Consider the following 24,176-nt stretch of genomic DNA (forward strand, 5'->3'; position numbering starts at 1 on the left):
TGCTCCCACAGAGTGAGGATAATGGCCGCTTGCCCTACACTCAGGGCTCGCAGGTCCATCTCAATTCGCACAGGGAACCGTCATGCAGATCGGTAGCGTACTTTTACTTTTCATCGGCCTGGTGGTCGTCATTCTCTTCATGGGCTTCAAGGTCGTACCCCAGGGCTACCAATGGACGGTCGAGCGGTTCGGCCGCTACACCAATACGCTCAAGCCCGGCCTGAACATCATCATCCCGGTGATGGATCGCATCGGGCGCAAGATCAACGTCATGGAAAGCGTGCTGGACATCCCGCCCCAGGAAGTCATCACCGCCGACAACGCCACGGTACAGATCGACGCCGTGTGCTTCTTCCAGGTGGTCAATACGGCCCAGGCTGCCTACGAAGTCAACAACCTCGAACACGCCATCCGCAACCTGCTGCAAACCAATATCCGCACCGTGCTGGGGTCCATGGAGCTGGATGCGATGCTGAGCCAGCGCGACGGCATCAACGAAAAACTGCTGCGCACCGTCGATGAAGCCACGGCGCCGTGGGGCATCAAGATCACCCGGATCGAGATCAAGGACATCAGCCCGCCGGCCGACCTGATGGCCGCCATGTCAGGGCAAATGAAAGCCGAACGGATCAAGCGCGCCCAGATCCTCGAAGCCGAGGGCCTGCGCGCGTCGGCGATTCTCACCGCCGAAGGCAAGAAGCAGGCACAGATCCTCGAGGCCGAGGGCAGCCGCCAGGCCGCGTTCCTGGAGTCCGAGGCCCGCGAGCGCCAGGCGCAAGCCGAAGCACTGGCCACCCAGGTCGTGTCCCAGGCCATTGCCGACGGTAACGTCCAGGCCGTGAACTACTTCGTCGCGCAGAAATACATCGATGCGCTGGGCAAACTGGCGTCGGCCAACAACAGCAAGGTGATCCTGATGCCGCTGGAAGCCAGCCAGGTCATCGGTGCGGTCGGTGGCATCGGCGAGATCGTCAAGGCCACCTTCGACAGCAAGAAAGCCTGAGGCGCGCGTATGTGGGAGTTCCTGCAACACATGTCGTACTGGGACTGGCTGGCGCTGGGCGTGATCCTGCTGATCCTCGAAGTCTTCGGCGCCGGTGGCTACTTGCTGTGGATCGGCATGGCCGCCGCGGCAGTCGGCGTACTCACGTTCATCCTGCCGCAGATGCCGTGGGAGCTGCAGTTCCTGTTGTTCGGCCTGTTTGCCATCGCCACGGCGCTGTACTGGTGGCAACGCCAGCGCAGCGCGGTGCGCCAAAGCGATCAGCCGCTCCTGAACCTGCGCGGACAGGAACTGATCGGCAAGGTCTTCCTGGTGCATGAAGCGATCGTCGAGGGCCGCGGCAAGATCAAGGTGGCCGACAGCGTCTGGCTGGCCAAGGGGCCCGAGTCGCCCATTGGTACGCGGGTCAAGGTGGTGGCCCAGGAAGGCGCGGTATTGCAAGTGGAGCGGGCTGACTGACAAGTCATGGAACTGAATCGAGACGCAGGTAATCCAACGTCATAGTTAACCCAGTGGAGTCACCTATCATGCGTCTCAAACTTGCTGTCGCTACCCTAGCCTTGCTGTCTCTTCCTGTTGGCTCGGCAATGGCCGACACGTTTTGGCGTAACGTCATCTCATCCGGTGCGACCACCGGTTCCACCTACCTGACCTTCAAGGATAACAAGCTGATCGTCGCCGCCCAGGACGATGCCGGCAGCTTCGTCGCCAGTGATGGCGGTATCCGCGGCCCTTACCTGGAGGCAGCGATGCAGAAAGTGCGTGCCGACAACCCAGGCCTGCAAGCCACCGACATGGAACTGGCCAACGCGATCCTGGCGAAAAACGCCGTCGCCCAGGAGTGATTCCCGGCCCATGAAAAATGCCGCTCGATTGAGCGGCATTTTTTTGCCCGGTGAATAATCCCGAGACAGCCCCAGTCCCCTGTGGGAGCGGGCTTGCTCGCGAAAGCGGTGTATCAGTCAACACTACTGAACCTGACACACCGCTTTCGCGAGCAAGCCCGCTCCCACATTGGATCCGGGTTATTCGCCGATAGCGGCCTGGTAGCCTGCCGCATCGAGCAACGTGTCCAGCTCAGCCTTGTCGCTTGGCTTGAGCTTGAAGATCCACGCACCGTACGGATCGGAGTTCAGCAACTCCGGCGAACCGCCCAACTCTTCGTTGATCGCGATCACTTCGCCGCCAACCGGGGAGTAGATGTCGGAAGCGGCCTTGACCGACTCAACCACACCGGCCTGGTCACCCGTGGCAAAGACCTTACCGATTTCCGTCAGCTCGACAAACACCACATCGCCCAAGGCTTCCTGCGCATGATCGCTGATGCCCACGGTGACGGTGCCGTCAGCTTCCAGACGGGCCCACTCATGGCTTTCGGCAAACCGCAGGTCGGCAGGGATATCACTCATATTCTGTGTCCTCAAGAGAAAGTGTCAGCGGCCAGCGGCCCGCCGCAAAAGGTTAGATCAGGGTTTTGCCATGGCGGACGAAGGTCGGTTTGACCACCCGTACCGGGTACCACTTACCACGAATTTCCACCTCGGCCCGGTCGGCGGTTGCCATCGGAACACGTGCCAGGGCGATCGACTTGCTAAGCGTAGGAGAAAAACTACCACTGGTGATCTCTCCTTCGCCAACATTGGCGATGCGAACCACCTGATGGGCGCGCAAAACGCCCCGCTCTTCCAGCACCAGCCCGACCAGTTTGTGCTGCACACCGCTGGCAAGCTCGGCCTCCAGCGCACTGCGCCCGATGAACGGACGGCTCGCCGGTTCCCAGGCGATGCTCCAGGCCATGTTCGAGGCCAGGGGCGAAACGTCCTGACCGATGTCCTGGCCGTAGAGGTTCATGCCGGCTTCCAGGCGCAAGGTATCGCGGGCGCCGAGGCCGATGGGCGAAATGCCGGCCCCTACGAGGTCGTTGAAGAAACTCGGGGCCTCCTGCGCAGGCAAGACGATTTCCAGGCCATCTTCGCCGGTGTAGCCGGTCCGGGCGATGAACCATTCGCCGTCGGCGCGACCTTCGAAAGGCTTGAGTTGCTGGATGATTTGCCCACGCGGTTGCGTGACCAGCTCGGCAATTTTTTGCCGAGCGTGGGGGCCCTGGATCGCCAGCATCGCCAGCTCGGCGCGCTCGTGTAGCTGCACGTCGTAGTCACCGAGCTGCGCCTGCATCCAGGCCAGGTCCTGATCGCGGGTCGAGGCGTTGAAGACCAGTCGATAGCCGTCCTCGACACGGTAGATGATCATGTCGTCGACAATGCCGCCGCGCTCATTGAGCATCGCGCTGTACAAGGCACTGCCTGAGCCCTGCAAGCGGTCGACGTCATTGGCCAGCAAGCGCTGCAGCCAGACCTTGGCCTGGGGGCCGGCGACATCGATCACGGTCATGTGGGATACATCGAACACACCGCAGTCGCGACGCACCTGATGGTGCTCTTCGACTTGCGAGCCGTAGTGCAAAGGCATATCCCAACCGCCAAAATCGACCATCTTCGCGCCGAGGGCGAGATGAAGGTCATACAGAGGCGTACGCTGTCCCATGGGTTTCTCCTTCCGGGCTTGGCGAAGGTGCGGACGGACACTGCGTAGCGCGAACGCCTGAAAAAAAGGAGTTTTCTGACGCTCTCAGTTGCCCGGTCCGACAGACGGACCGCACCGAATGCCGCGCATTGTAGCCGCATGAGGTAGGACTGACACCTAGCTGTTTCGATGGGCCGAACGTCGTATCAATCCGATGACCGGCAACAACCCCACCAAGACCAACGTCAGCGCCGGCAACGCGGCCCGGGCCCACTCCCCTTCGCTGGTCATCTCGAAGATCCGCACCGCCAGCGTGTCCCAGCCGAACGGGCGCATCAGCAGCGTCGCGGGCATTTCCTTGAGCACATCGACGAACACCAGCAACGCCGCGCTCAATGTCCCGGGCAACAACAACGGCAGATACACTTTGAAAAACAGTCGTGGCCCACTGACCCCAAGGCTACGTGCCGCTTCGGGCAAGGACGGACGAATTCGCGCCAGGCTGCTCTCCAACGGACCGTAGGCCACGGCCAGGAAGCGCACCAGATACGCCAACAACAGCGCCGACAGGCTGCCCAGCAGCAACGGCTTGCCTGCGCCGCCGAGCCAGGTCGACAGCGGAATGACCAGCTCACGGTCCAGGTAGCTGAACGCGAGCATGATCGACACCGCCAACACCGAACCGGGCAAGGCATACCCCAGGTTCGCCAGGCCGACGCCGGCACGAATCGGGCGGGTCGGCGCCAACCGCCGGGCGAACGCCAGCAGCAAGGCCACGCAGACGGTGACCAACGCGGCCAGGCCGCCCAAGTAGAGGGTGTGGACGATCAGCCCGGCATAACGCTCATCCAAGTCGAAACGGCCGCGTTGCCAGAACCACACCACCAATTGCAGCACCGGGATGACAAACGCGCAGGCAAACACCAGGAAGCACCAGCCACTGGCCGCCACGGCCTTGAAGCCGCGCAACGTGTACAACGCCTTGACCCGGGGCCGCTCGTTGCTGGCTCGGTTGGCGCCGCGGGCCCGGCGTTCGCCGTAGAGCACCAGCATCACCGCCAACAACAGCAGGCTGGCCAGTTGGGCTGCGCTGGATAGGCTGAAGAATCCGTACCAGGTCTTGTAGATGGCGGTGGTGAAGGTGTCGAAGTTGAACACTGACACCGCACCGAAATCCGCCAGGGTTTCCATCAGCGCCAGCGCCACGCCTGCACCGATGGCCGGCCGGGCCATCGGCAGCGCCACGCGCCAGAACGCCTGCCACGGCGATTGCCCCAGCACCCGGGCAGCCTCCATCAGGCCCTTGCCCTGGGCCAGGAAGGCACTGCGTGCCAGCAGATAGACGTAAGGATAAAAGACCAGCACCAGCACCAGGATTACCCCGCCGGTGGAACGAACCCGAGGCAAGCGCAGGCCGCTGCCGAACCACTCTCGCATCAGCGTCTGCACAGGGCCGGCAAAATCCAGCAGACCCACGAAGACAAACGCCAGCACATAGGCCGGAATCGCAAACGGCAGCATCAACGCCCAGTCGAGCCAGCGTCGCCCCGGGAACTCACACAGGCTGGTGAGCCAAGCGAGACTGACCCCCAACAGCGTCACACCGGTTCCCACGCCAAGGATCAACGTGAGGGTGTTGCCTAGCAGGCGTGGCATTTGCGTGTCCCACAGGTGGGACCAGATCTGTTGGTCGATGCTCTGCCACGACAGCAGCAAGACGCTCAAGGGCAACAGGACTAACGCGGCGATGGCGAAGACCAGGGGGTACCAACGGCGTTGGGCGGGGTGGGCCAAGGAAAACTCTCGTTAAATGAGGATGCCCGCGCATTGGCGCGGGCACCTATTTTATAACCAGCCGCAGAAAACCTGTGGCGAGGGGATTTATCCCCGCTGGCTTGCGGAGCAAGCCCAATTGCAGACAACTCAACCCGTCTGCAACGCCGCGTTCTCCGCTTGGGGGCTGCTTCGCAACCCAGCGGGGATAAATCCCCTCGCCACAGGGAATCGTGCCTGACTTCGGGTTAATTCCAGCCAGCGCGATCCATCATGCGAATGGCTTCGGCCTGGCGTTTACCCGCGACTTCCACCGGCAGGGTGTCGGCCTTGAACTTGCCCCAGGCTGCCACTTCCTTGGACGGTTCGACTTTCGGGTTGGCCGGGAATTCCTGGTTCACGTCGGCGAAAATGCTCTGTGCTTCTGGCGTGGTCATCCACTCCACCAGCTTCTTCGCGGCTTCCGGATGCGGTGCATGCTGGGTCAAGCCAATGCCGGAGAGGTTGATGTGCACGCCACGATCAGCCTGGTTCGGCCAGAACAGCTTGACCTTCAGATCCGGCTTCTGCTGGTGCAAGCGGCCATAGTAGTAGGTGTTGACGATGCCGACATCGCATTGGCCAGCGTTGATCGCTTCAAGCAACGCAGTGTCGTCGGAGAACACGTCAGTGGACAGGTTCTTGACCCAGCCCTTGAGAATTTCCTCGGTTTTTTCCGCCCCGTGGGTTTCGATCAGGGTGGCAGTCAGGGACTGGTTGTAGACCTTCTTCGAGGTCCGCAGGCACAGGCGGCCTTCCCACTCTTTGCCAGCCAACGCTTCATAGGTGGTCAATTCGCTGGGTTTAACCCGCTCGGTGGAATAGACGATGGTCCGCGCCCGCAGGCTCAAGCCAGTCCAGGCGTGGGAGGACGCGCGGTATTGAGACGGGATGTTGGCGTCGATCACCGGGGAGGTAAACGGCTGGAGAATGCCCATCTGCTCGGCTTGCCAAAGGTTACCGGCATCGACGGTGAGCAGCAGGTCGGCGGTGGCGTTTGCGCCTTCGGCCTTGATCCGCTGCATCAACGGCGCTTCCTTGTCAGTGATGAACTTCACCGATACGCCGGTTTTCTTGGTGTAGGCGTCGAAGACCGGCTTGATCAGTTCATCGATGCGCGAGGAGTAGACCACCACCTCATCGGCGGCCTGGGCGGCAGTGGTGCCGATCAGGGTCAAGGCGAGGGCGGACAGCAGGCGTTTGGTTGCCAACATGGTAGCGGTCTCTGGATGGTGAGCGAAGCACAAATGATAAGGACTCACATTTGCCATCACAATCGAACAGTAGGCGGACACATTTCCAAATGTTGCAGCCTTGAGCTGTGCAGTGTTTTGCGACAGCCATCGCGGGCAAGCCTTGCTCCCACAACAGCTCCTACATCGGACATCCGGGGGAAGCAAGAGCTTGTGGGAGCAAGGCTTGCCCGCGATAGGGCCATAAGCCCAACCCACCTCTCAAGCCTTGGCCAGATCCGGCAAATCCCCAATCAACCCCAGCGCCTCGCGCACGAACAGCGCCTTGGCCTCAGGCAAGCGGTCTACCAGTTTCAACCCGGTGTTACGCAACCAGCGCACCGGCAGCGGATCGGCCTGGAACAACCGCTCGAAGCCCTCCATCGCGGCCATCAGCGCCAGGTTGTGGGGCATGCGGCGCCGCTCGTAGCGGCTCAACACCTTCATGTCCGCCAAGCGTTCGCCGCGTGCGGCCGCTTGCAACAGCACTTCGGCCAGCACGGCGGCGTCGAGGAAGCCCAGGTTCACCCCCTGCCCAGCCAACGGATGGATGGTGTGGGCCGCGTCGCCGATCAGCGCCAGCCCTTCGGCCACGTAGCGTTTGGCATGGCGCTGGCGCAGCGGCACGCACAGGCGCGGGTCGGCGCTCAGTACCGGACCGAGCTGGCCTTCGAAGGCGCGTTCCAGCTCGTTGCAGAATCGAATGTCATCGAGCGCCATCAAACGCTGCGCTTCTTCGGGGGTGGTGGACCAGACAATCGAGCACCAGTCATGCTGGCCGTCACGCTCAAGGGGCAGGAACGCCAGCGGACCGTTATCGGTGAAGCGCTGCCATGCCGTCATTCGATGCGGCCGGGTGCTGCGTACGCTGGTGACGATGGCGTGGTGCAGGTAATCCCATTCGCGTGTTGCCACGCCGGTCAGGCGGCGCACAGCCGAATTCGCGCCGTCGGCGGCAATGACCAGGGGCGCGCGCAGGGTGCGGCCATCGGCCAGGGTCAGCAACCAATCATCGCCGGAGCGACGCATCTGTTCCAGCCGGGCATTGGCCAGCAGGCCCAGGTCGCAGTCATGCAACCGATCCAGCAGCGCGTCCTGCACCACGCGATTTTCAACGATGTGCCCAAGCGTCTCGGCGTGCAGGCTGGCGGCGGAAAAATGAATCTGCCCGGTGCCGCTGCCGTCCCAGACGTGCATGTCGGTATAAGGGCTGGCACGCCGGGTGGTGATGCCGTCCCAGACGCCCAGGCGGTCGAGGATTCGCTGGCTGGCCGTCGACAAGGCGCTGACCCGGGGCTCGAACGCGGCCTGGGGATCGAAGGGCTTGACGCTCATCGGGCTGCCGTCGAGCAACAGCACTTGCAGGCCACTGCCCTGCAACGCCAGCGCCAGGGCGCTGCCGACCATACCGGCGCCGACAATCAGCAGATCTGCACGCAATTCCATGCTCTATGCCTGTTTTGCTGGCGACGTCAGTCGCCCATGAAAAGAAGTGACCACGCCAGCCTCACGCATCGGGACGCGTCCCCAAGCCCATGGCCTGGCGGGCGAACCAGCGCTTGGCCGGAGGCAACAGGTCGAGGCCCAGCAAGCCGAGGTTACGGCCCAGGGACACCAGCGGCAGGTTGCTGCCGAACAGGCGCGTGACCTGGTCGGAGAAGCCCACGGTCAGGGCCTGGTCCGTGCGCTGGCTCTCGCGATAAGCCTGCAACACGGCAAAATCTCCGGGCTCGCCGTCGCTGTCGAGCAAGGCATCGGCCAGGGCCTGGGCATCGCGCAGGGACAGGTTGAACCCCTGCCCGGCAATTGGATGCAGGCTGTGGGCGGCGTTGCCGAGGATTGCCAGGTGCGGACGGACCTGCTCTTCAGCCTCCACCAACGCCAGCGGGTACAAGTGCCGCACGCCCACCTGTTTCAGCGTCCCCAGGCGATAACCGAACACGCCCTGCAATTCGCTGAGGAAGCCGCGCTCGTCGAGGGCTGCCAGCCGTTGTGCGTCCATGCCCTGGCGGGTCCAGACCAGCGCGCAGCGATTCTCCGGCAGCGGCAACAAGGCCATCGGGCCGTCATCGGTGAAGCGTTCGAAGGCCATGCCATTGTGGGCTTCGCTGGGGGTGATGTTGGCAATCAAGGCGCTTTGGTCATAAGGGCGACTGCGCACGCCGACGCCCAACTGCTCGCGCAGGCTGGAGCGACCACCATCGGCCAGTACCGCAAGATCGCATTCCAGGGTGGTTTCGTCGTCGAGGGTCAGGCGATAACCGCCGACCAATGGCTCCATGCGCGTCACCTGCGCCGGACAGCGCCAACTGACCACTTCCGGGTCCAGGCCTTGCCACAGGCACTGGCCGAGCCAGGCGTTTTCCACCACATAACCCAGCGCTGGCACACCTTCCTCCATGGCCGACAGCCGCGCCGTGGAAAACCGCCCGCGGTCGGACACATGGATCTGCTTGATCGGTTCGGCGCGGCGGGAAATTTCCTGCCAGACACCCAGGCGTTGATAAATCTGCCGGGCACCGTAGGACAATGCCGAGGACCGGGCATCGTAGCTTGGCTGCCAGGCGTCGCCAGGGGCGAAGGGCTCGATCAGCATGATCTTCCAGCCCCGGGCCTTGGCACCAGCCTGCAGGGCCAGGGCCAGGCTCGCGCCGACCAGGCCGCCGCCGATGATGGCCACGTTGATCCGGCTCATGCCGCTTGCGTCCGGGCGGCGGCCATCAGGGCCTCGATGTCGGCGACCGTTTTCGGCACGCCTCGGCTCAGGATTTCACAACCGGTCTTGGTCACTACCACGTCATCCTCGATGCGCACGCCAATGCCGCGCCATTTTTTCGCGACGCTGCGGTTGTTCGGGCTGATATAGATGCCCGGTTCCACCGTCAACGTCATGCCGATTTCCAGGACCCGCCATTCGCCGCCGACCCGGTATTCGCCCACATCATGCACGTCCATGCCTAGCCAATGGCCGGCGCGGTGCATGTAGAACGCCCGGTAGGCCTCGCTGGCAATCAAATCGTCCACCTCACCTTCCAGCAGCCCCAGGCGCACCAACCCTTCGGTAATGACCCGGACCGTCGCTTCGTGGGCCTGGTTCCAGTGTTTGTCCGGTGCGATCTGGGCAAACGCGGCTTCCTGGGCAGCCAGCACCACTTCGTAGATCGCCTTCTGTTCGGGCGAAAACTTGCCGCTGACCGGCCAGGTACGCGTGATATCGCTGGCGTAGCAGTCGATTTCACAGCCGGCGTCGATCAACACCAGGTCGCCGTCCTTGAGCAACGCGTCGTTCTGCTGGTAGTGCAGGATGCAGCTGTTGCGCCCCGCCGCGACGATCGAGCCGTAGGCCGGCATCTTCGCCCCGCCCTTGCGAAACTCATAATCGAGCTCGGCCTCCAGGCTGAACTCATGCAACCCCGGGCGCGCCGCCTGCATCGCCCGGATATGCGCCTGGGCGGAGATCCGCGCCGCTTCGCGCATGACCTTCAGTTCCGCCGCCGATTTATACAGGCGCATGTCGTGCAGCAAGTGATCCAGGGCAACGAATTCGTTCGGCGGCTGGGCGCCGAGGTGGGCCTTGGAGCGAATCACGTTGATCCACTCCATCAGGTGCCGGTCGAATTCAGGGTTGCTGCCCATGGCCGAATACACCCGGTCGCGACCTTCGATCAGGCCCGGCAGGATGTCGTCGATGTCGGTGATGGGAAAAGCGTCGTCGGCACCGTAGTCACGGATCGCCCCTTCCTGGCCGGCGCGCAGGCCGTCCCACAACTCACGTTCGGCGTTGCGCTCGCGACAAAAGAGGATGTATTCGCCATGGGCGCGGCCGGGCATCAGCACCAGCACCGCTTGCGGCTCGGGAAAGCCGCTGAGGTATTGGAAGTCGCTGTCCTGGCGGTAGACATGCTCGACGTCGCGGTTGCGGATCGCAACGGCGGCGGCGGGCAGGATTGCGATGCTGTTGGGTTCCATCTGCGCCATCAAGGCCTTGCGGCGACGGCTGTATTCCGATTTCGGGATATGAATCATGGGCAGACGGGGTTCCCTCTAACAATTAATGCAAGGACGGCTTGGGGGCCGCTGCATCGGTTTTCTTGGTCTCGGTGAACAGCAGCAATGGCGCGACCCGCAGGTACTCCATCACTTCCATGTAGTCGCTTTCGCCGTCGTCGGACTCTTCCAGGGCATCCTGGACCTGGGAAATCGCGGCCAGATCCTGCAGCACTTCCTTCGCTTCTTCGCTCAGCGCGTATTCGCGGCGGGTCAGGCCGAAGCCGGCGAGGAAGCCCTGACACCACTGGCCCAGCGCCGCGGCGCGTTCGGCCAGGGGGGCGTCGTCAGTGGGCAACAGCAGGACGACGGTCATGTCGTCGCTGGTCAACTCGCCCTTGACCATTTCCTGCAGGCCGATCAGCGCGTTACGGACGTTGTCCGCCGGCTCGCCTTCCAACAGCTCGGCGGCGTCGGCCAACCAGCCGTCGGCCTCGAAGCCGGCGCCGGCGCAGCTGCGACCGAGCAACAGGCCATGCAGTTCGGCAGGCGAGACAGGATGACCGCTGGTGCTCAGCAGGGTGGCAAATGCTTGGTACGGGGAATTCTGAATGGGCATGGGCAGCTAGGCGCCAGACGGCGCTATGTCTAGAATGGAGGCCTTGTATCCTACATCGACAGACTCGCCAAGACTATCAGAGGCTGTGCGACCTACATCCCTCCATCAGACACATTCTTCAGTGGACACAATGGAAGACACCGACCTGCAAGCGCTGATGGCCAGACTCGAACTGCTAATTGACCGGGTCGAGCAACTTAAGAGCCAAAACGGACTCCTATTAGCTCAGGAAAAAACCTGGCGCGAGGAACGCGCGCACCTCATTGAAAAAAACGAAATCGCCCGGCGTAAGGTCGAATCGATGATTTCGCGCCTCAAGGCCCTGGAGCAAGACTCATGAGTTCAAGCAATAGCGTTACCGTGCAGATCCTCGACAAAGAATATTCGATCATCTGCCCCCAGGAAGAGCGCAGCAACCTGGTGAGCGCCGCCCGTTACCTGGACGGCAAGATGCGCGAGATCCGCAGCAGCGGCAAAGTCATCGGCGCCGATCGCATCGCCGTGATGGCCGCCTTGAACATCACCCACGACCTGTTGCATCGCCAGGATACGCCGGACGTACAGGTCAGCGGCTCGACCCGTGAACAGGTGCGCGACCTGCTCGATCGGGTGGATCTGGTGCTCGCCACCGATCCAGACGTCGCCAAGGGCTGATTCGCGAAGCTGCCTGGGGTATACTCGCGTCACTCCCTGGGGTGCTTGCCAGTTGGTGATGTCCCTGAGCCGATACGCACAACCACGGGGGTTGCACGTTGGGGCCGGTGTGCATGTCCGCTTGACGGAAAGCCTTAACGCCTCCTGCAACTTCCACCTTGAACTTTCGGGTTCAAGGGCTAAGCCGACAGCGGTTCATCCGGGGAGCCTGACTCCAGACAATGCCAGTTCATATGAACTGGCATTGTCGTTTCTGGCGCAGGCATTTCTGGGCACCCTGTTTTGCGGTTACGCTGTGACATCGCCACTGCGTGAAGCCTTGATATGACCGAACCCGCGCTGCTGCCCCGCCCGCAACTTCGACGCCTGCTGCGCCAGGCCCGTCGCGCTCTGACGCCCGCCCAGCAACGGCAAGCCGCCCGCGGGCTGTACAAACAACTGGCCCAGCACCCGCTGTTTCGCCGTGCAAAGCACATCGCCCTGTACCTGCCCAACGATGGCGAAATCGACCCGCGCCTGCTGCTGCGCGCGGCCCAGCGCCGGGGCAAGGCCACTTACCTGCCGGTACTCAGCCCGTGGCCGCAGACCAAGATGGTATTCCAACGCATCCACCCCGGCGAACAGATGCAGCCCAATCGGTTTCGTATCCCTGAACCACGCAAGAACGTCGCCCGGCAACGCAAGGTCTGGACGCTGGACCTGGTGTTGTTGCCACTGGTGGGATTTGACGATGCGGGAGGTCGATTGGGCATGGGCGGCGGTTTTTACGACCGCAGCCTGGCGTACCTGGCGCGACGCAAGCAGTGGCGCAAGCCAACGCTATTGGGGCTGGCCCATGAATGCCAGAAGGTCGAACGATTGGCGCAGGCAAGCTGGGACGTACCGCTACAGGGAACGGTCAGCGACAGGCGGTGGTATATCGCGGGATAGACGCCACGGTCATCCGCGGCGCCTGGAAAGCGGGTTCAGCGTTTGAGCGATGGCGCGGGTTGGGTGATGTCCACCGGCGCCTCGGTCTTGTTGGCCCACAGGCTTTGGGCGTAACCCGTGGTCACGACACCCAGGCCGAACAGAATGACCAAGATCCACAACAAATCCGGTTTGCGTTTCATCGATTGCCCCCCTCAAGGCATATCACACACGATGACAGCAGCGGTTTTCTTATTGGCCGTGCAGCAGCGTCAAGCTTGGAAGGCCGGCATTTTGCGGCAACCGGCCCCTACACGCAAACTCTGGCGTCAACCGACTGTCGGTTTGTCATAAAATCGCTGAACTATTTTTTCCACACCGCCAAGGAGTAGCAATCATGGCCTATTGGCTGATGAAATCCGAGCCTGACGAATTGTCCATCCAGGGCTTGGAAAAGCTTGGCCAGGCCCGTTGGGACGGGGTTCGCAACTACCAGGCACGCAATTTCCTGCGGGCCATGGCGGTGGGCGACACATTCTTTTTCTACCATTCCAGTTGCCCCGAGCCCGGTATCGCCGGGATCGGCAAAATCATCCAGGCGGCCTACCCCGACCCGACCGCCCTGGACCCGGACAGCCATTATTTCGACTCCAAGGCCAGCCTCGACAAAAACCCCTGGACCGCGATCGACGTGGCCCATGTCGAGACGTTCCGCCACGTCCTGAAGCTCGACTACCTCAAGCAGCAAACCGCCCTGGCGGAAATGCCGCTGGTGCAGAAAGGCTCGCGACTGTCAGTGATGCCGGTGACGGCGGAGCAGTGGGCGGCGGTGGTTGCGCTGAAGCCTTGAGAAATATGGCGGCTGGTCAACCGCCTTCGCGAGCAGGCTCGCTCCCACAGTTGATCCGGGGTGGCCACAGTATTTGCGAACACTCTGGATACCTGTGGGAGCGAACCTGCTCGCGATAGGGCCCGCCCAGCCACCACAAAACTTATTGAATGATCAGGTTGTTGAACAACAAATCATCCACCATCGGCTTGCCAGTCTCGTCGTTCATCACCTGCTGGGTCTGCTTCAACGCTTCCTGACGCAGTTTTTCCTTGGCTTCGAGGTTGTTCATCCCCTCGGTAGTCTGCTGGGCAAACAACGCCACCAATTGGTTACGAATCAGCGGCTCGTTGGCCTTGACCGCCGCGGCGGCGGCATCACCGGTCACGCGCAGGGCCACGTCGGCCTTGTAGACCTTCAGCTTCGCCGTGCCGTCCAAGCCATAGTTGCCCACGAACGGCGGGCTGAGGGTGATATAACTGACTTTCGGTGCCTCGCCCTCTTTCGCTTCCTTGGCCTCTTCGGCCATCGCCGCCACAGGCAGCGACAGGGCCAGCATCAACATGATCCACGCTTTCACAATCGATTCCTCATCCGGTTTGCGGCCCAGCATACCGACCCGCCGTTCAAGCACAAGCTTATGGCCGGCTATCAGGGCGGGGCATGCTCGTTGACCCGTTGTCTCTCACACCTACACTTATCGGCCATCACTCCCAAAGGAATAGCCCTGATGAAAGCCGTGCTGTGCAAAGAATTCGGCCCCGCCGAATCGCTGGTGCTGGAAGACGTCGCCAGCCCCGTCGCCAAGAAGAACGAAGTGCTGCTGGACGTGCACGCCGCCGGGGTGAATTTCCCTGACACGCTGATCATCGAGGGCAAATACCAATTCAAGCCACCCTTCCCGTTTTCCCCCGGCGGCGAAGCGGCGGGCGTGGTCAGCCAGGTGGGTGAGAACGTCAGCCACTTGAAAGTCGGCGACCGGGTGATGGCGCTGACCGGCTGGGGCAGCTTTGCCGAACAGGTGGCGGTCCCCGGCTATAACGTGTTGCCGATTCCCGCGTCCATGGACTTCAACACCGCCGCGGCGTTCAGCATGACCTATGGCACCTCGATGCACGCCCTCAAGCAACGGGCCAACCTGCAACCCGGCGAAACCCTGCTGGTGCTCGGCGCCTCCGGTGGCGTTGGCCTGGCGGCCGTGGAAATCGGCAAGGCCATGGGCGCCCGGGTGATCGCCGCCGCCAGCAGCGCGGAGAAACTCGCCGTGGCCAAGGCCGCCGGTGCCGACGACTTGATCAACTACAGCGAAACCAGCCTGAAGGATGAAATCAAGCGCCTCACCGACGGCCAGGGCGCCGACGTGATCTACGACCCGGTGGGCGGCGACCTGTTCGACCAGGCCATCCGCGCCATCGCCTGGAACGGCCGGTTGCTGGTGGTGGGTTTTGCCAGTGGGCGTATCCCGGAACTCCCCGTGAACCTGGCCCTGCTCAAGGGCGCCGCCGTGGTGGGCGTGTTCTGGGGCTCCTTCGCCCAGCGCCAACCGAAGGACAATGCCGCCAACTTCCAGCAACTGTTCGGCTGGTTCGCCGAAGGCAAGCTCAAGCCGCTGGTGTCCCAGGTGTATCCGCTGAGCAACGCCGCCCAGGCGATCAATGACCTGGGGCAGCGCAAGGCGGTGGGGAAGGTGGTTGTGCAGGTGCGTTGAATGCGTCTAGGCGGTCATGCCCCATGCGCCGGACCGCCATTGACCCGCACTAAAGCAACTCACGAAGCTCCTTCGGCAGCATCCGCACATACCGCGCCGCCGGAAAACTTCCGCAACGCTGCACGATCGAGGGCAGGAGCCTGTTGAACCGAGCGATCAAGGCCAGGCGCTCGGCTTCCGGTAACTGTTTGACGAAAAACACATTGGATAAGTAGAGGCGTGTGTAATGGAACGGGAGCAAGTCCTGCACCCATAGCTGGCCGTTGGCGTGGGCGTTGATGTCCGAGCACTTCCACGTCTTGATCCATTTATTGGCGTCCAGTGGCAAGTCATCCAGGCGGAACTCGAAGGGCGCTACGACATGCGTCTTCGCCGGGTGTTCAAGATCCACCGGCCAAGGCTTGAAGCGCCACTGGCTCACGGCCTCCCGTGCGGCTTCGGCGAAATCCGGATGATCGCTGTGCAAGATCGTGACCTCATCGACACGACCATCGGCATGCACCATGAAGCCGACCCGGGCCATACCCATGATGCCCTGGCGGAACAGGGCCGTCGGGTAATCCGGCCTGGGATTGTGCTCGGGCACCAACAACATTTCCGCTGCCCCGCTCGTACCGGCCAAGCACAGCAACAGCATCACCACGGACCACCTCATGCCCCTAACCCTCAGTTGAAATGCCAGACCTGGCAGAAACGTAAAGGGTAAAGGCCATGGCTCATGGGCCCTATAGCGAGACTTCCCATTTGGGCGAAGGATGTTTCCCACTGCTTTGCCCCGTATTCACCGATGCGGCGCATGAAAGGGCGTCGCGAAGGCATTTCCTACGACGCCCTTCGCTTACGTCTGAACGACATGTTCACTTAAGAACATGATCAATCGAAATTTCTGCTTTTTATGCGACAACGAGCGATGCTATTTTCGGTAACGAAACTGTAACATTCGCATCCGCCGCCATAACAAGAACCTGGAGCACTTGAATGTTTGCTTTCTTTCGACCTGCCGCACACCAGGCAGTCCTGCCTGAAGAAAAAATAGACAGCACTTACCGACGCCTTCGCTGGCAGATCTTCGCAGGGATCTTCATTGGCTACGCCGGGTATTACCTGCTGCGCAAGAACTTCTCCCTGGCCATGCCGTACCTGATCGACGAGGGTTATACCCGTGGCCAGCTGGGCCTGGCCATGTCGGCCATCGCCATTGCTTATGGGCTGTCGAAGTTCCTGATGGGCCTGGTCTCCGACCGTTCCAACCCGCGCTACTTCCTGCCCTTCGGCTTGCTGGTCTCGGCGGGGGTGATGTTCGTGTTCGGTTTCGCGCCCTGGGCAACGTCCAGCGTGACCATCATGTTCATCCTCCTGTTCATCAACGGCTGGGCCCAAGGCATGGGCTGGCCGCCAAGCGGACGGACCATGGTGCACTGGTGGTCGCAGAAGGAACGTGGCGGCGTGGTGTCGGTGTGGAACGTGGCGCACAACGTCGGTGGCGGCCTGATCGGCCCGCTGTTCCTGCTGGGCATGGCCTGGTTCAATGATTGGCACGCGGCATTCTATGTGCCCGCTACCGTAGCGCTCGTCGTTGCGGTGTTTGCCTTCGCGACCATGCGCGACACCCCACAATCGGTGGGCCTGCCTCCGATCGAGAAATACAAGAACGACTACCCGGAAGGCTACGACGCCAGCCACGAGAACGAATTCAGCGCCAAGGAAATCTTCGTCAAGTACGTGCTGCGCAACAAGATGCTCTGGTACATCGCCATGGCCAACGTCTTCGTCTACCTGCTGCGCTACGGCGTGCTGGACTGGGCGCCGACCTACCTCAAGGAAGCCAAGGGCTTCACGGTGGACAAGAGCTCCTGGGCCTATTTCTTCTACGAGTGGGCGGGCATTCCCGGCACGCTGCTGTGTGGCTGGATGTCCGACAAGATCTTCCGTGGCAACCGTGGCCTGACCGGCATGGTATTCATGGCCCTGGTGACCGTGGCAACGCTGGTGTACTGGCTGAACCCGGCCGGCAACCCGACCGTCGACATGATCGCCCTGGTTTCCATCGGATTCCTGATCTACGGCCCGGTGATGCTGATCGGTTTGCAGGCACTGGAGCTGGCGCCGAAGAAAGCCGCCGGTACCGCCGCGGGCTTCACGGGTCTGTTTGGTTACCTGGGTGGATCGGTCGCGGCCAGCGCCGCCATGGGCTACACCGTGGACCACTTTGGCTGGAATGGCGGTTTTGTGCTGTTGGTCGGTGCCTGCCTGCTGGCGATGGCATTCCTCGCGCCAACCCTATGGCACAAGCAAATCGCCAGTCAGAGCCGCGAAGCAGTCGCCTGATCCAGCGTTGACTGGCAGCGCTTGAGCCGCGCCTCCAGGTTCCGGTCTGGCATGGCGTGGCTGCGCAGGGCGTGTACGGTCTGCTCGACGTAATCGCGAGTGGTGCCGTAACGCCCACAGGCGCTTTCGAACACCTGGCTCAGCACATGGTCCGGCAAGTTGCCGGCATAGCTGGGCAGGTGTCGCTCCAACACAAAACCCAAGGCTTGCACCCGGCTGCCATCCTCGAGACGGCAACTGAGCCAGTGCGGGCGATAGGACGGCACCGGCATCTCGCGCTGCCATAGGGCAAACAGCGAGTCCTCGAGATTTTCCTCCGGCAACCTGTAGGCGAAACCGCTGCATGAACCGCCGCGATCCAATCCGAACACCAATCCTGGCAATTCCGGGGTGCCGCGGTGTTCATGGGACCACAGGTATAAACCGCGATGGTAACCATGGACCCGGCCGCGCACCCGCTCCACCGCCGTGCATTCCGGCCGCCAGATCAATGAACCGTACGCGAACAACCAGACCGGACCGCCCTGGTGGAGACTCATGGTCAATTGCATCGAGGCGAGCAATTGTTCACGGGTCAGCTGCGGCCCCAGTTCGAGTCGTGGCGGGTACAAGGCACAGGTAATGGCGGATTCGATAGCGGTCATGGCCGTTAGCGGTTGGCTCCTCGCGGGGGCGGAAGGTAGTCGGGGTGCCGTCATGGTGTTGACGGTCAGGGGAATTCAGGCAAGTTAAATGCCATTACGTACCCTATATACGTTATCGGTATCTAGCCTCAAGGCTAAATATCGAAACGAAATATATGATGTTATATCGATGGATGGACATCCGCTGTTGTGGCGAGGGAGTCCCCGCCGCGTCGCCGACGCTGCGCTGTCGCGCAGCAAACAAGTGCTCGGCTTAAGATTGGGTGCGCGCGGGGAAAGAGGCCGTAGCTATCACTGGTGTGTCCGCACCCGCGAGGGAGAGTGGCCGGCACGGTATCGGCGTGGAGTCGTTGTAGGCACAGCAAGCTGTGACCACGTATGAGAGAGTGAATCCGTTCGCCACCGTGTTCCCCGCGCGCCATTCAATCCTGCGAGGAATTGTCATGGCGCGCAAGAAGCAGCAGAAACGATTTGAAGTGATTCACCCTCATTGTGCCGGTATCGATATCGGCAGCCGCGAGCACTGGGTTGGCGTCAATCCCGATCAAAGCGACAAGCCGGTTCGCTGTTTTCCGGCCTTCACTGAGGATTTGGTGAGCCTGGCCGAATGGTTGGAATCGCTGAAAATCAAGGTCGTGGCGATGGAGGCCACTGGCGTTTACTGGATACCGCTGTTCGAGCTTCTCGATTCAAGGGGCTTTGAGGTGTATCTGGTCAATTCCCGTGCAACTCGTCAGATAAGCGGACGTAAATCCGATGTTCTGGATTGCCAGTGGATCTGGCAACTCATGACCCATGGCTTACTCAGAGGTGCTTTCCGACCCGCTGATGATATTTGCTCGATGCGATCATTGGTTCGCCAGCGGGCCATGAAGGTTCGTGATCAAGCCAAGACCATCAACCGCATGCAAAAAGCCCTGACGCAGATGAACATTCAGTTAGCCAATGTCATCAGCAATATTGCTGGCGTGACAGGGATGAAAATCATCAAGGCCATCATCGATGGCGAGCGTGACCCTCAAGTCTTGGCCAACTTCCGAGACGGCCGTATCAAGGCCGATCACCAAACCATTGCCCGCAGCCTGCACGGTAACTGGCGAGTCGAGCATCTGCATGCTTTGGCTCAGGAGGTGGCTGCTCATGATTTCCTTGAGAAGCAGATTGCCGAATGTGATCGGACCATCACTCAGGCACTTGATCGACTTCCAGTGCTGAACCATGAGCCCACGCAACCCACCAAGCCACTGCGTAGCCCGCATCGCTCGGCAGATGAACAAGCCAGCTTGCACCAGGCACTTGTGAGAATCATGGGCGTGGACCTGACCGCGATTCCCACCATCGGAATCGAATCCGCCTTGGTTCTGGCGAGCGAAGTCGGACCTGATTTGTCGCGTTTTCCGACTGAGCAACATTTCAGCTCCTGGATGGGGGTAGCGCCCTCAACCCGAATATCGGGGGGAAAACCCTTGCCCGGTCATGTCCCCAAGGTATTTAACCGGGCGGCACAAGCGTTGAAGCAGGCGGCCTCTAGCGCCCGCACCGATAAAAGCTTTATCGGTGCCAGTCACCGCGCCCGATTGGCTCGCATGGATACGGCCTGCGCCATTAAGGCTACGGCTCACCAACTGGCCCGCCTGATCTACGCCATGCTGACCAAGGGACAACCTTACGTGGCGCAGGATATGAACGAATACGAGGCCAAAAGCCGTGATCGCCAGCTTAGAGCCTTACAGCGTAAGGCTACAAAGCTGGGTGTTCGATTGGTCGCGGCTTAAAAAAGCTTTGGAGAACAAGGGGATGGATTTTGTTTGATGAGAGCTTGCTCCCGCTGGACTGCGAAGCAGTCCCAAAAGAGGCGGTCGCTGCGCAACCGAGCGGGAGCAAGCTCCCTCGCCACAAAAGCAGACCTAAGCCTGGGAGGATGAATGCGGCTCAGGCGCGCGGCGCATACGCAAACACATCCGCACGCATCTGATGAGCATCCATGCCGGCTTCCACCAGGGCATCGAGCGTGGCATAGATCATGGCTGGCGAACCGCTGGCATAGACGTGCACACCAGAAAGGTCACTGATGTCCTCGCACACCGCTTCATGGAGCATCCCGCAGCGCCCTTCCCAGCCACACAAGTCGCTGACGACTTTATGCAGGAACAGGTTCGGCAGTTTTTTCCATTCGTCCCAATGCTCGATTTCATAGAAATCGTCCGGCCGCCGCACGCCCCAATACAGGTGCACCGGGTGCTTGAAGCCCGCCGCGCGGCAGTGCTCGATCAAGCTGTGCATCTGCGCCATGCCGGTTCCAGCGGCGATCAGCACCAATGGGCCTTCCGGTAGCTCGGACAAATGCGTGTCGCCAAACGGCATTTCGACGCGCACGCTGGGGTTGCGTCGCAGTTGCTCCAGCAGCGCCTGTGCACTGCTTTCGCGCACCAATACGTGCAATTGCAGCTCGCGCCCGGAATGCGGCGCCGAGGCCAGGGAAAAAGCCGATTTCTCGCCGTTTTCCCGCTCGATCATCAGGTACTGCCCGGCGTGATAGCGCGGTGGCTTGCCGGCCGGCGCACGCAGGCGCACTCGCCAGACATCACCGCCTACGTCGGCGCACTCGATGACCTGGCACGCCAGGTTGCGTACCGGCAACTCACCCGGCGACAGCACGCCGTCCCACAGCACCACGCAGTCCTCCAGCGGCTCGGCGATACAGGTGAAGATCTCACCGTGATCGCGCACCTCGCCCGCCTGTTGCACACGGCCTTCCACCAGCAACGCGCCACAGACGTGGCAGTTGCCGTTGCGGCAGCTTTGCGGGCATTCATAGCCCAGGCGCCGCGCGCCATCGAGAATCCGCTCCGCCGGCTGTATCTCCAGCACCGCGCCGGAAGGCTGCAAGGTTACACGCATCAATCTATTCCTAACTGATTCCAGATGGCATCGATCCGTTGGGTAACGGCTTCATCCTTGACGATAACCCGGCCCCACTCACGGGTGGTTTCACCGGGCCATTTATGCGTGGCATCGAGCCCCATCTTCGACCCCAGGCCAGACACCGGCGAGGCGAAGTCGAGGTAGTCGATCGGCGTATTCTCGATCATCACCGTGTCGCGCTTGGGGTCCATGCGCGTGGTGATGGCCCAGATCACGTCGTTCCAGTCCCGTGCATTGATATCGTCGTCGGTGACGATAACGAACTTGGTGTACATGAACTGTCGCAAAAACGACCAGACGCCGAGCATCACCCGCTTGGCGTGCCCCGGATACGACTTCTTCATGGTCACCACGGCCATGCGATACGAACAGCCTTCCGGCGGCAAATAGAAATCGGTGATTTCCGGAAACTGCTTTTGCAGGATAGGCACGAACACTTCGTTCAGCGCCACGCCGAGAATCGCCGGTTCGTCAGGCGGACGACCGGTGTAGGTGCTGTGATAGATCGGCTTGATCCGATGGGTGATGCGCTCGACAGTAAACACAGGGAAGCTGTCGACTTCGTTGTAGTAACCGGTGTGGTCGCCGTACGGTCCTTCGTCGGCCATTTCACCAGGATGGATCACCCCCTCAAGGATGATCTCGGCGGTGGCCGGCACCTGCAGGTCGTTGCCACGGCATTTCACCAGCTCGGTGCGGTTGCCCCGCAGCAGGCCGGCGAAGGCATATTCGGAAAGGCTGTCGGGCACGGGCGTGACAGCGCCGAGGATAGTCGCCGGGTCCGCGCCCAGGGCCACCGACACCGGGAAGGGCTGGCCGGGGTGTTTTTCACACCACTCACGGTAGTCCAGCGCACCACCCCGATGGCTCAGCCAGCGCATGATGACCTTGTTGCGGCCGATCACCTGCTGACGGTAGATGCCCAGGTTCTGGCGGTCCTTGTTCGGGCCTTTGGTAACGGTAAGGCCCCAGGTGATCAGCGGGCCGACGTCGCCCGGCCAGCAGGTCTGTACCGGCAGCATAGCCAAATCGACATCGTCACCCTCGATCACCACTTCCTGGCAGATCGCGTCCTTGACGACTTTCGGCGCCATGGAAATGATCTTGCGGAAAATCGGCAGCTTCGACCAAGCGTCCTTCAGGCCTTTGGGCGGCTCGGGCTCCTTGAGGAACGCCAGCAGCTTGCCGATCTCGCGCAATTCGCTGACCGCTTCGGCACCCATGCCCAGGGCCACGCGCTCCGGTGTGCCGAACAGGTTGCCCAGCACCGGGATGTCATAACCCGTCGGGTTTTCGAACAACAGCGCCGGGCCTTTTGCGCGCAGGGTGCGGTCGCAGACCTCAGTCATTTCCAGGACGGGGGACACCGGCACCTGGATGCGCCTGAGTTCGCCGCGCTGTTCCAGCCCACTGATAAAGTCGCGCAAGTCGCGATACTGCATGCAAAAGCCTCATGGTCGCCGTGGCGTTCGGGGGCCCGAGTTTAACGCCGCCCGTCCAGAATAGTGAATGCACAGATAGCAAAAAGCCGGGTTTCCCCGGCTCTTGCTGGCCTGTCCTGACGATTTACTTGCGTTTCATCGACAGGAAGAACTCATCGTTGGTCTTGGTCGTCTTCAGCTTGTCGACCAGGAACTCGATGGCAGCGACTTCATCCATCGGATGCAGCAGCTTGCGCAGGATCCACATGCGCTGCAACTCGTCATCGGCGGTCAGCAATTCTTCGCGACGGGTACCGGAACGGTTGATGTTGATGGCCGGGAACACACGCTTCTCGGCGATACGACGGTCCAGGGGCAGCTCCATGTTGCCGGTGCCCTTGAATTCCTCGTAGATCACTTCGTCCATCTTCGAACCGGTTTCAACCAGTGCGGTGGCGATGATGGTCAGCGAACCGCCTTCCTCGATGTTCCGCGCGGCGCCGAAGAAACGCTTCGGTTTTTCCAGCGCGTGGGCATCGACACCACCGGTCAGCACCTTGCCGGAGCTCGGGATCACGGTGTTGTAGGCGCGGGCCAGACGGGTGATGGAGTCCAGCAGGATCACCACGTCCTTCTTGTGCTCGACCAGGCGCTTGGCCTTCTCGATCACCATTTCGGCAACCTGCACGTGACGGGTTGGCGGCTCGTCGAACGTCGAGGCGACCACTTCGCCGCGCACGGTGCGCTGCATCTCGGTCACTTCTTCCGGACGTTCGTCGATCAGCAACACGATCAGGTGAACTTCAGGGTTGTTACGGGCGATGTTGGCCGCGATGTTCTGCAGCATGATCGTCTTGCCCGCTTTCGGCGGCGCCACGATCAAGCCACGCTGGCCTTTGCCGATGGGTGCGCACAGGTCGATGACACGACCGGTGAGGTCTTCGGTGGAGCCGTTGCCGGCTTCCATCTTCATGCGCACGGTCGGGAACAGCGGGGTCAGGTTCTCGAAGAGAATCTTGTTCTTCGCGTTTTCCGGACGATCGAAGTTGATCGTGTCGACCTTGAGCAGGGCGAAATAACGCTCGCCTTCCTTCGGAGGGCGGATCTTGCCAACGATGGTGTCACCGGTGCGCAAGTTGAAGCGACGGATCTGGCTCGGCGAGACGTAGATATCGTCTGGGCCGGCGAGATAGGAAGCGTCTGCGGAGCGAAGGAAGCCGAAGCCGTCCTGGAGAATCTCCAGCACGCCATCACCGGAGATTTCCTCGCCGCTTTTCGCGTGCTTCTTGAGCAGGGAGAAAATCACGTCCTGCTTGCGCGAACGGGCCATATTTTCTATGCCCATCTGTTCGGCCAATTCGAGCAGTTCGGTAATCGGCTTTTGCTTGAGTTCAGTCAGATTCATATAGGAATGACGTAATCATTTATGGAGGGGGGAAATTAAGCTTTTGGCTTAATGAGGCCGCGCCGCGGAGAAGGCGACAGGATCGCGTACTTATTCGAAAGGAGAGCGTCGGCGACGGCTTGCAGGGGGCAATGGAGAAACCAGTGCGGGGCCGAATGTACCACCTGGGTTTGCAAG

Annotated in this window: 25 protein-coding genes and 1 other RNA gene; 11 read left to right on the plus strand and 15 right to left on the minus strand. The window is 61.4% G+C overall.

Features of this window, described 5'->3' with window-relative positions; genetic code table 11:
• The first annotated feature begins 82 nt into the window (after positions 1–82).
• From HU715_RS24160 to HU715_RS24170, 3 genes are all read left to right on the plus strand, one after another.
• Positions 83–1,003 (plus strand): SPFH domain-containing protein, encoded by a 921-nt coding sequence (locus HU715_RS24160; RefSeq protein ID WP_186707583.1) that lies wholly within the window; start codon positions 83–85, stop codon positions 1,001–1,003.
• A 9-nt stretch (positions 1,004–1,012) separates the two neighbouring features.
• Positions 1,013–1,462 (plus strand): NfeD family protein, encoded by a 450-nt coding sequence (locus HU715_RS24165; RefSeq protein ID WP_186707584.1) that lies wholly within the window; start codon positions 1,013–1,015, stop codon positions 1,460–1,462.
• Positions 1,463–1,527: 65 nt separating this feature from the next.
• Positions 1,528–1,848, plus strand: a complete 321-nt coding sequence (locus HU715_RS24170; RefSeq protein ID WP_186707601.1) for a DUF2388 domain-containing protein — start codon at positions 1,528–1,530, stop codon at positions 1,846–1,848.
• 180 nt (positions 1,849–2,028) lie between these two features.
• Here the strand turns inward: HU715_RS24170 and gcvH are convergent, their stop codons facing one another.
• The 8 genes from gcvH to HU715_RS24210 all read right to left on the minus strand — a co-directional run bounded on the left by gcvH (position 2,029) and on the right by HU715_RS24210 (position 11,176).
• Complete coding sequence (gene gcvH / locus HU715_RS24175; protein WP_186707585.1) at positions 2,029–2,412, minus strand: glycine cleavage system protein GcvH; 384 nt, start codon at positions 2,410–2,412, stop codon at positions 2,029–2,031.
• Between the two features lie 52 nt (positions 2,413–2,464).
• Positions 2,465–3,547, minus strand: a complete 1,083-nt coding sequence (gcvT, locus tag HU715_RS24180; RefSeq protein WP_186707586.1) for a glycine cleavage system aminomethyltransferase GcvT — start codon at positions 3,545–3,547, stop codon at positions 2,465–2,467.
• Positions 3,548–3,703: 156 nt separating this feature from the next.
• On the minus strand, positions 3,704–5,320 hold the full coding sequence (locus HU715_RS24185) for an ABC transporter permease (protein WP_186707587.1): 1,617 nt from the start codon (positions 5,318–5,320) through the stop codon (positions 3,704–3,706).
• A 227-nt stretch (positions 5,321–5,547) separates the two neighbouring features.
• Positions 5,548–6,552, minus strand: a complete 1,005-nt coding sequence (locus HU715_RS24190) for an extracellular solute-binding protein (protein ID WP_186707588.1) — start codon at positions 6,550–6,552, stop codon at positions 5,548–5,550.
• Positions 6,553–6,792: 240 nt separating this feature from the next.
• A complete protein-coding gene (locus tag HU715_RS24195) occupies positions 6,793–8,010 on the minus strand; it encodes a 2-octaprenyl-3-methyl-6-methoxy-1,4-benzoquinol hydroxylase (protein ID WP_186707602.1) in 1,218 nt (405 codons plus the stop codon).
• 67 nt (positions 8,011–8,077) lie between these two features.
• The gene (gene ubiH, locus HU715_RS24200) at positions 8,078–9,265 is read right to left on the minus strand and encodes a 2-octaprenyl-6-methoxyphenyl hydroxylase (protein ID WP_186707589.1); all 1,188 of its coding nucleotides are present in this window, start codon (positions 9,263–9,265) and stop codon (positions 8,078–8,080) included.
• Entirely contained in the window at positions 9,262–10,596 is a 1,335-nt protein-coding gene (gene pepP / locus HU715_RS24205) for a Xaa-Pro aminopeptidase (RefSeq protein WP_186707590.1), read from the minus strand. The genes ubiH and pepP overlap by 4 nt, the downstream gene beginning before the upstream one ends.
• 25 nt (positions 10,597–10,621) lie before the next feature.
• Positions 10,622–11,176, minus strand: coding sequence for a YecA/YgfB family protein (locus HU715_RS24210; RefSeq protein ID WP_058542287.1), 555 nt, complete (start codon positions 11,174–11,176; stop codon positions 10,622–10,624).
• A gap of 130 nt (positions 11,177–11,306) precedes the next feature.
• Between HU715_RS24210 and HU715_RS24215 the strand changes: the two genes are divergently transcribed.
• The 4 genes from HU715_RS24215 (at position 11,307) to HU715_RS24230 (ending at position 12,760) form a co-directional block, all read left to right on the plus strand.
• Positions 11,307–11,516 carry a TIGR02449 family protein gene (locus HU715_RS24215; protein WP_003177365.1) on the plus strand — a complete coding sequence of 70 codons (210 nt, stop codon included), beginning with the start codon at positions 11,307–11,309 and terminating at the stop codon, positions 11,514–11,516.
• A complete protein-coding gene (locus tag HU715_RS24220; protein ID WP_053126417.1) occupies positions 11,513–11,830 on the plus strand; it encodes a cell division protein ZapA in 318 nt (105 codons plus the stop codon). The genes HU715_RS24215 and HU715_RS24220 overlap by 4 nt, the downstream gene beginning before the upstream one ends.
• Positions 11,831–11,860: 30 nt before the next feature.
• Positions 11,861–12,040: non-coding RNA, 6S RNA (gene ssrS / locus HU715_RS24225), on the plus strand.
• Positions 12,041–12,154: 114 nt separating this feature from the next.
• Positions 12,155–12,760, plus strand: coding sequence for a 5-formyltetrahydrofolate cyclo-ligase (locus HU715_RS24230; protein WP_186707591.1), 606 nt, complete (start codon positions 12,155–12,157; stop codon positions 12,758–12,760).
• Positions 12,761–12,795: 35 nt separating this feature from the next.
• On the opposite strand, the gene HU715_RS24235 is transcribed toward HU715_RS24230, so the two are convergent.
• Positions 12,796–12,942, minus strand: coding sequence for a hypothetical protein (locus HU715_RS24235; protein ID WP_162893876.1), 147 nt, complete (start codon positions 12,940–12,942; stop codon positions 12,796–12,798).
• A gap of 194 nt (positions 12,943–13,136) precedes the next feature.
• Here HU715_RS24235 and HU715_RS24240 point away from each other — a divergent pair, with 194 nt between their 5' ends.
• The gene (locus tag HU715_RS24240) at positions 13,137–13,589 is read left to right on the plus strand and encodes an EVE domain-containing protein (protein WP_186707592.1); all 453 of its coding nucleotides are present in this window, start codon (positions 13,137–13,139) and stop codon (positions 13,587–13,589) included.
• 142 nt (positions 13,590–13,731) lie between these two features.
• Here the strand turns inward: HU715_RS24240 and HU715_RS24245 are convergent, their stop codons facing one another.
• Positions 13,732–14,148 carry a flagellar basal body-associated FliL family protein gene (locus HU715_RS24245; protein ID WP_186707593.1) on the minus strand — a complete coding sequence of 139 codons (417 nt, stop codon included), beginning with the start codon at positions 14,146–14,148 and terminating at the stop codon, positions 13,732–13,734.
• A gap of 150 nt (positions 14,149–14,298) precedes the next feature.
• Between HU715_RS24245 and HU715_RS24250 the strand changes: the two genes are divergently transcribed.
• Complete coding sequence (locus HU715_RS24250) at positions 14,299–15,276, plus strand: NADPH:quinone oxidoreductase family protein (protein ID WP_186707594.1); 978 nt, start codon at positions 14,299–14,301, stop codon at positions 15,274–15,276.
• A 49-nt stretch (positions 15,277–15,325) separates the two neighbouring features.
• On the opposite strand, the gene HU715_RS24255 is transcribed toward HU715_RS24250, so the two are convergent.
• Entirely contained in the window at positions 15,326–15,931 is a 606-nt protein-coding gene (locus HU715_RS24255) for an energy transducer TonB (RefSeq protein ID WP_186707595.1), read from the minus strand.
• Between the two features lie 323 nt (positions 15,932–16,254).
• On the opposite strand from HU715_RS24255, the gene glpT reads away from it, so the two are divergent.
• On the plus strand, positions 16,255–17,604 hold the full coding sequence (gene glpT / locus HU715_RS24260; RefSeq protein ID WP_186707596.1) for a glycerol-3-phosphate transporter: 1,350 nt from the start codon (positions 16,255–16,257) through the stop codon (positions 17,602–17,604).
• Here the strand turns inward: glpT and HU715_RS24265 are convergent.
• The gene (locus HU715_RS24265) at positions 17,580–18,248 is read right to left on the minus strand and encodes a gamma-glutamylcyclotransferase (RefSeq protein ID WP_186707597.1); all 669 of its coding nucleotides are present in this window, start codon (positions 18,246–18,248) and stop codon (positions 17,580–17,582) included. The two genes, glpT and HU715_RS24265, sit on opposite strands and share 25 nt — an antisense overlap.
• Before the next feature lie 443 nt (positions 18,249–18,691).
• Between HU715_RS24265 and HU715_RS24270 the strand changes: the two genes are divergently transcribed.
• Complete coding sequence (locus HU715_RS24270) at positions 18,692–20,023, plus strand: IS110 family RNA-guided transposase (protein WP_217884307.1); 1,332 nt, start codon at positions 18,692–18,694, stop codon at positions 20,021–20,023.
• A 157-nt stretch (positions 20,024–20,180) separates the two neighbouring features.
• Here the strand turns inward: HU715_RS24270 and HU715_RS24275 are convergent, their stop codons facing one another.
• From HU715_RS24275 to rho, 3 genes are all read right to left on the minus strand, one after another.
• Positions 20,181–21,149: a CDP-6-deoxy-delta-3,4-glucoseen reductase gene (locus tag HU715_RS24275; RefSeq protein ID WP_186706824.1), complete on the minus strand. Its 969-nt coding sequence runs from the start codon at positions 21,147–21,149 to the stop codon at positions 20,181–20,183.
• Positions 21,149–22,615, minus strand: coding sequence for a 4-hydroxy-3-polyprenylbenzoate decarboxylase (ubiD, locus tag HU715_RS24280; RefSeq protein ID WP_186706826.1), 1,467 nt, complete (start codon positions 22,613–22,615; stop codon positions 21,149–21,151). The genes HU715_RS24275 and ubiD overlap by 1 nt, the downstream gene beginning before the upstream one ends.
• Before the next feature lie 124 nt (positions 22,616–22,739).
• Complete coding sequence (gene rho, locus HU715_RS24285; RefSeq protein ID WP_003206716.1) at positions 22,740–23,999, minus strand: transcription termination factor Rho; 1,260 nt, start codon at positions 23,997–23,999, stop codon at positions 22,740–22,742.
• Between the last annotated feature and the right edge of the window lie 177 nt (positions 24,000–24,176).

This window comes from Pseudomonas zanjanensis (assembly GCF_014268745.2).
GTDB classification, from domain to species: Bacteria; Pseudomonadota; Gammaproteobacteria; order Pseudomonadales; family Pseudomonadaceae; genus Aquipseudomonas; species Aquipseudomonas zanjanensis.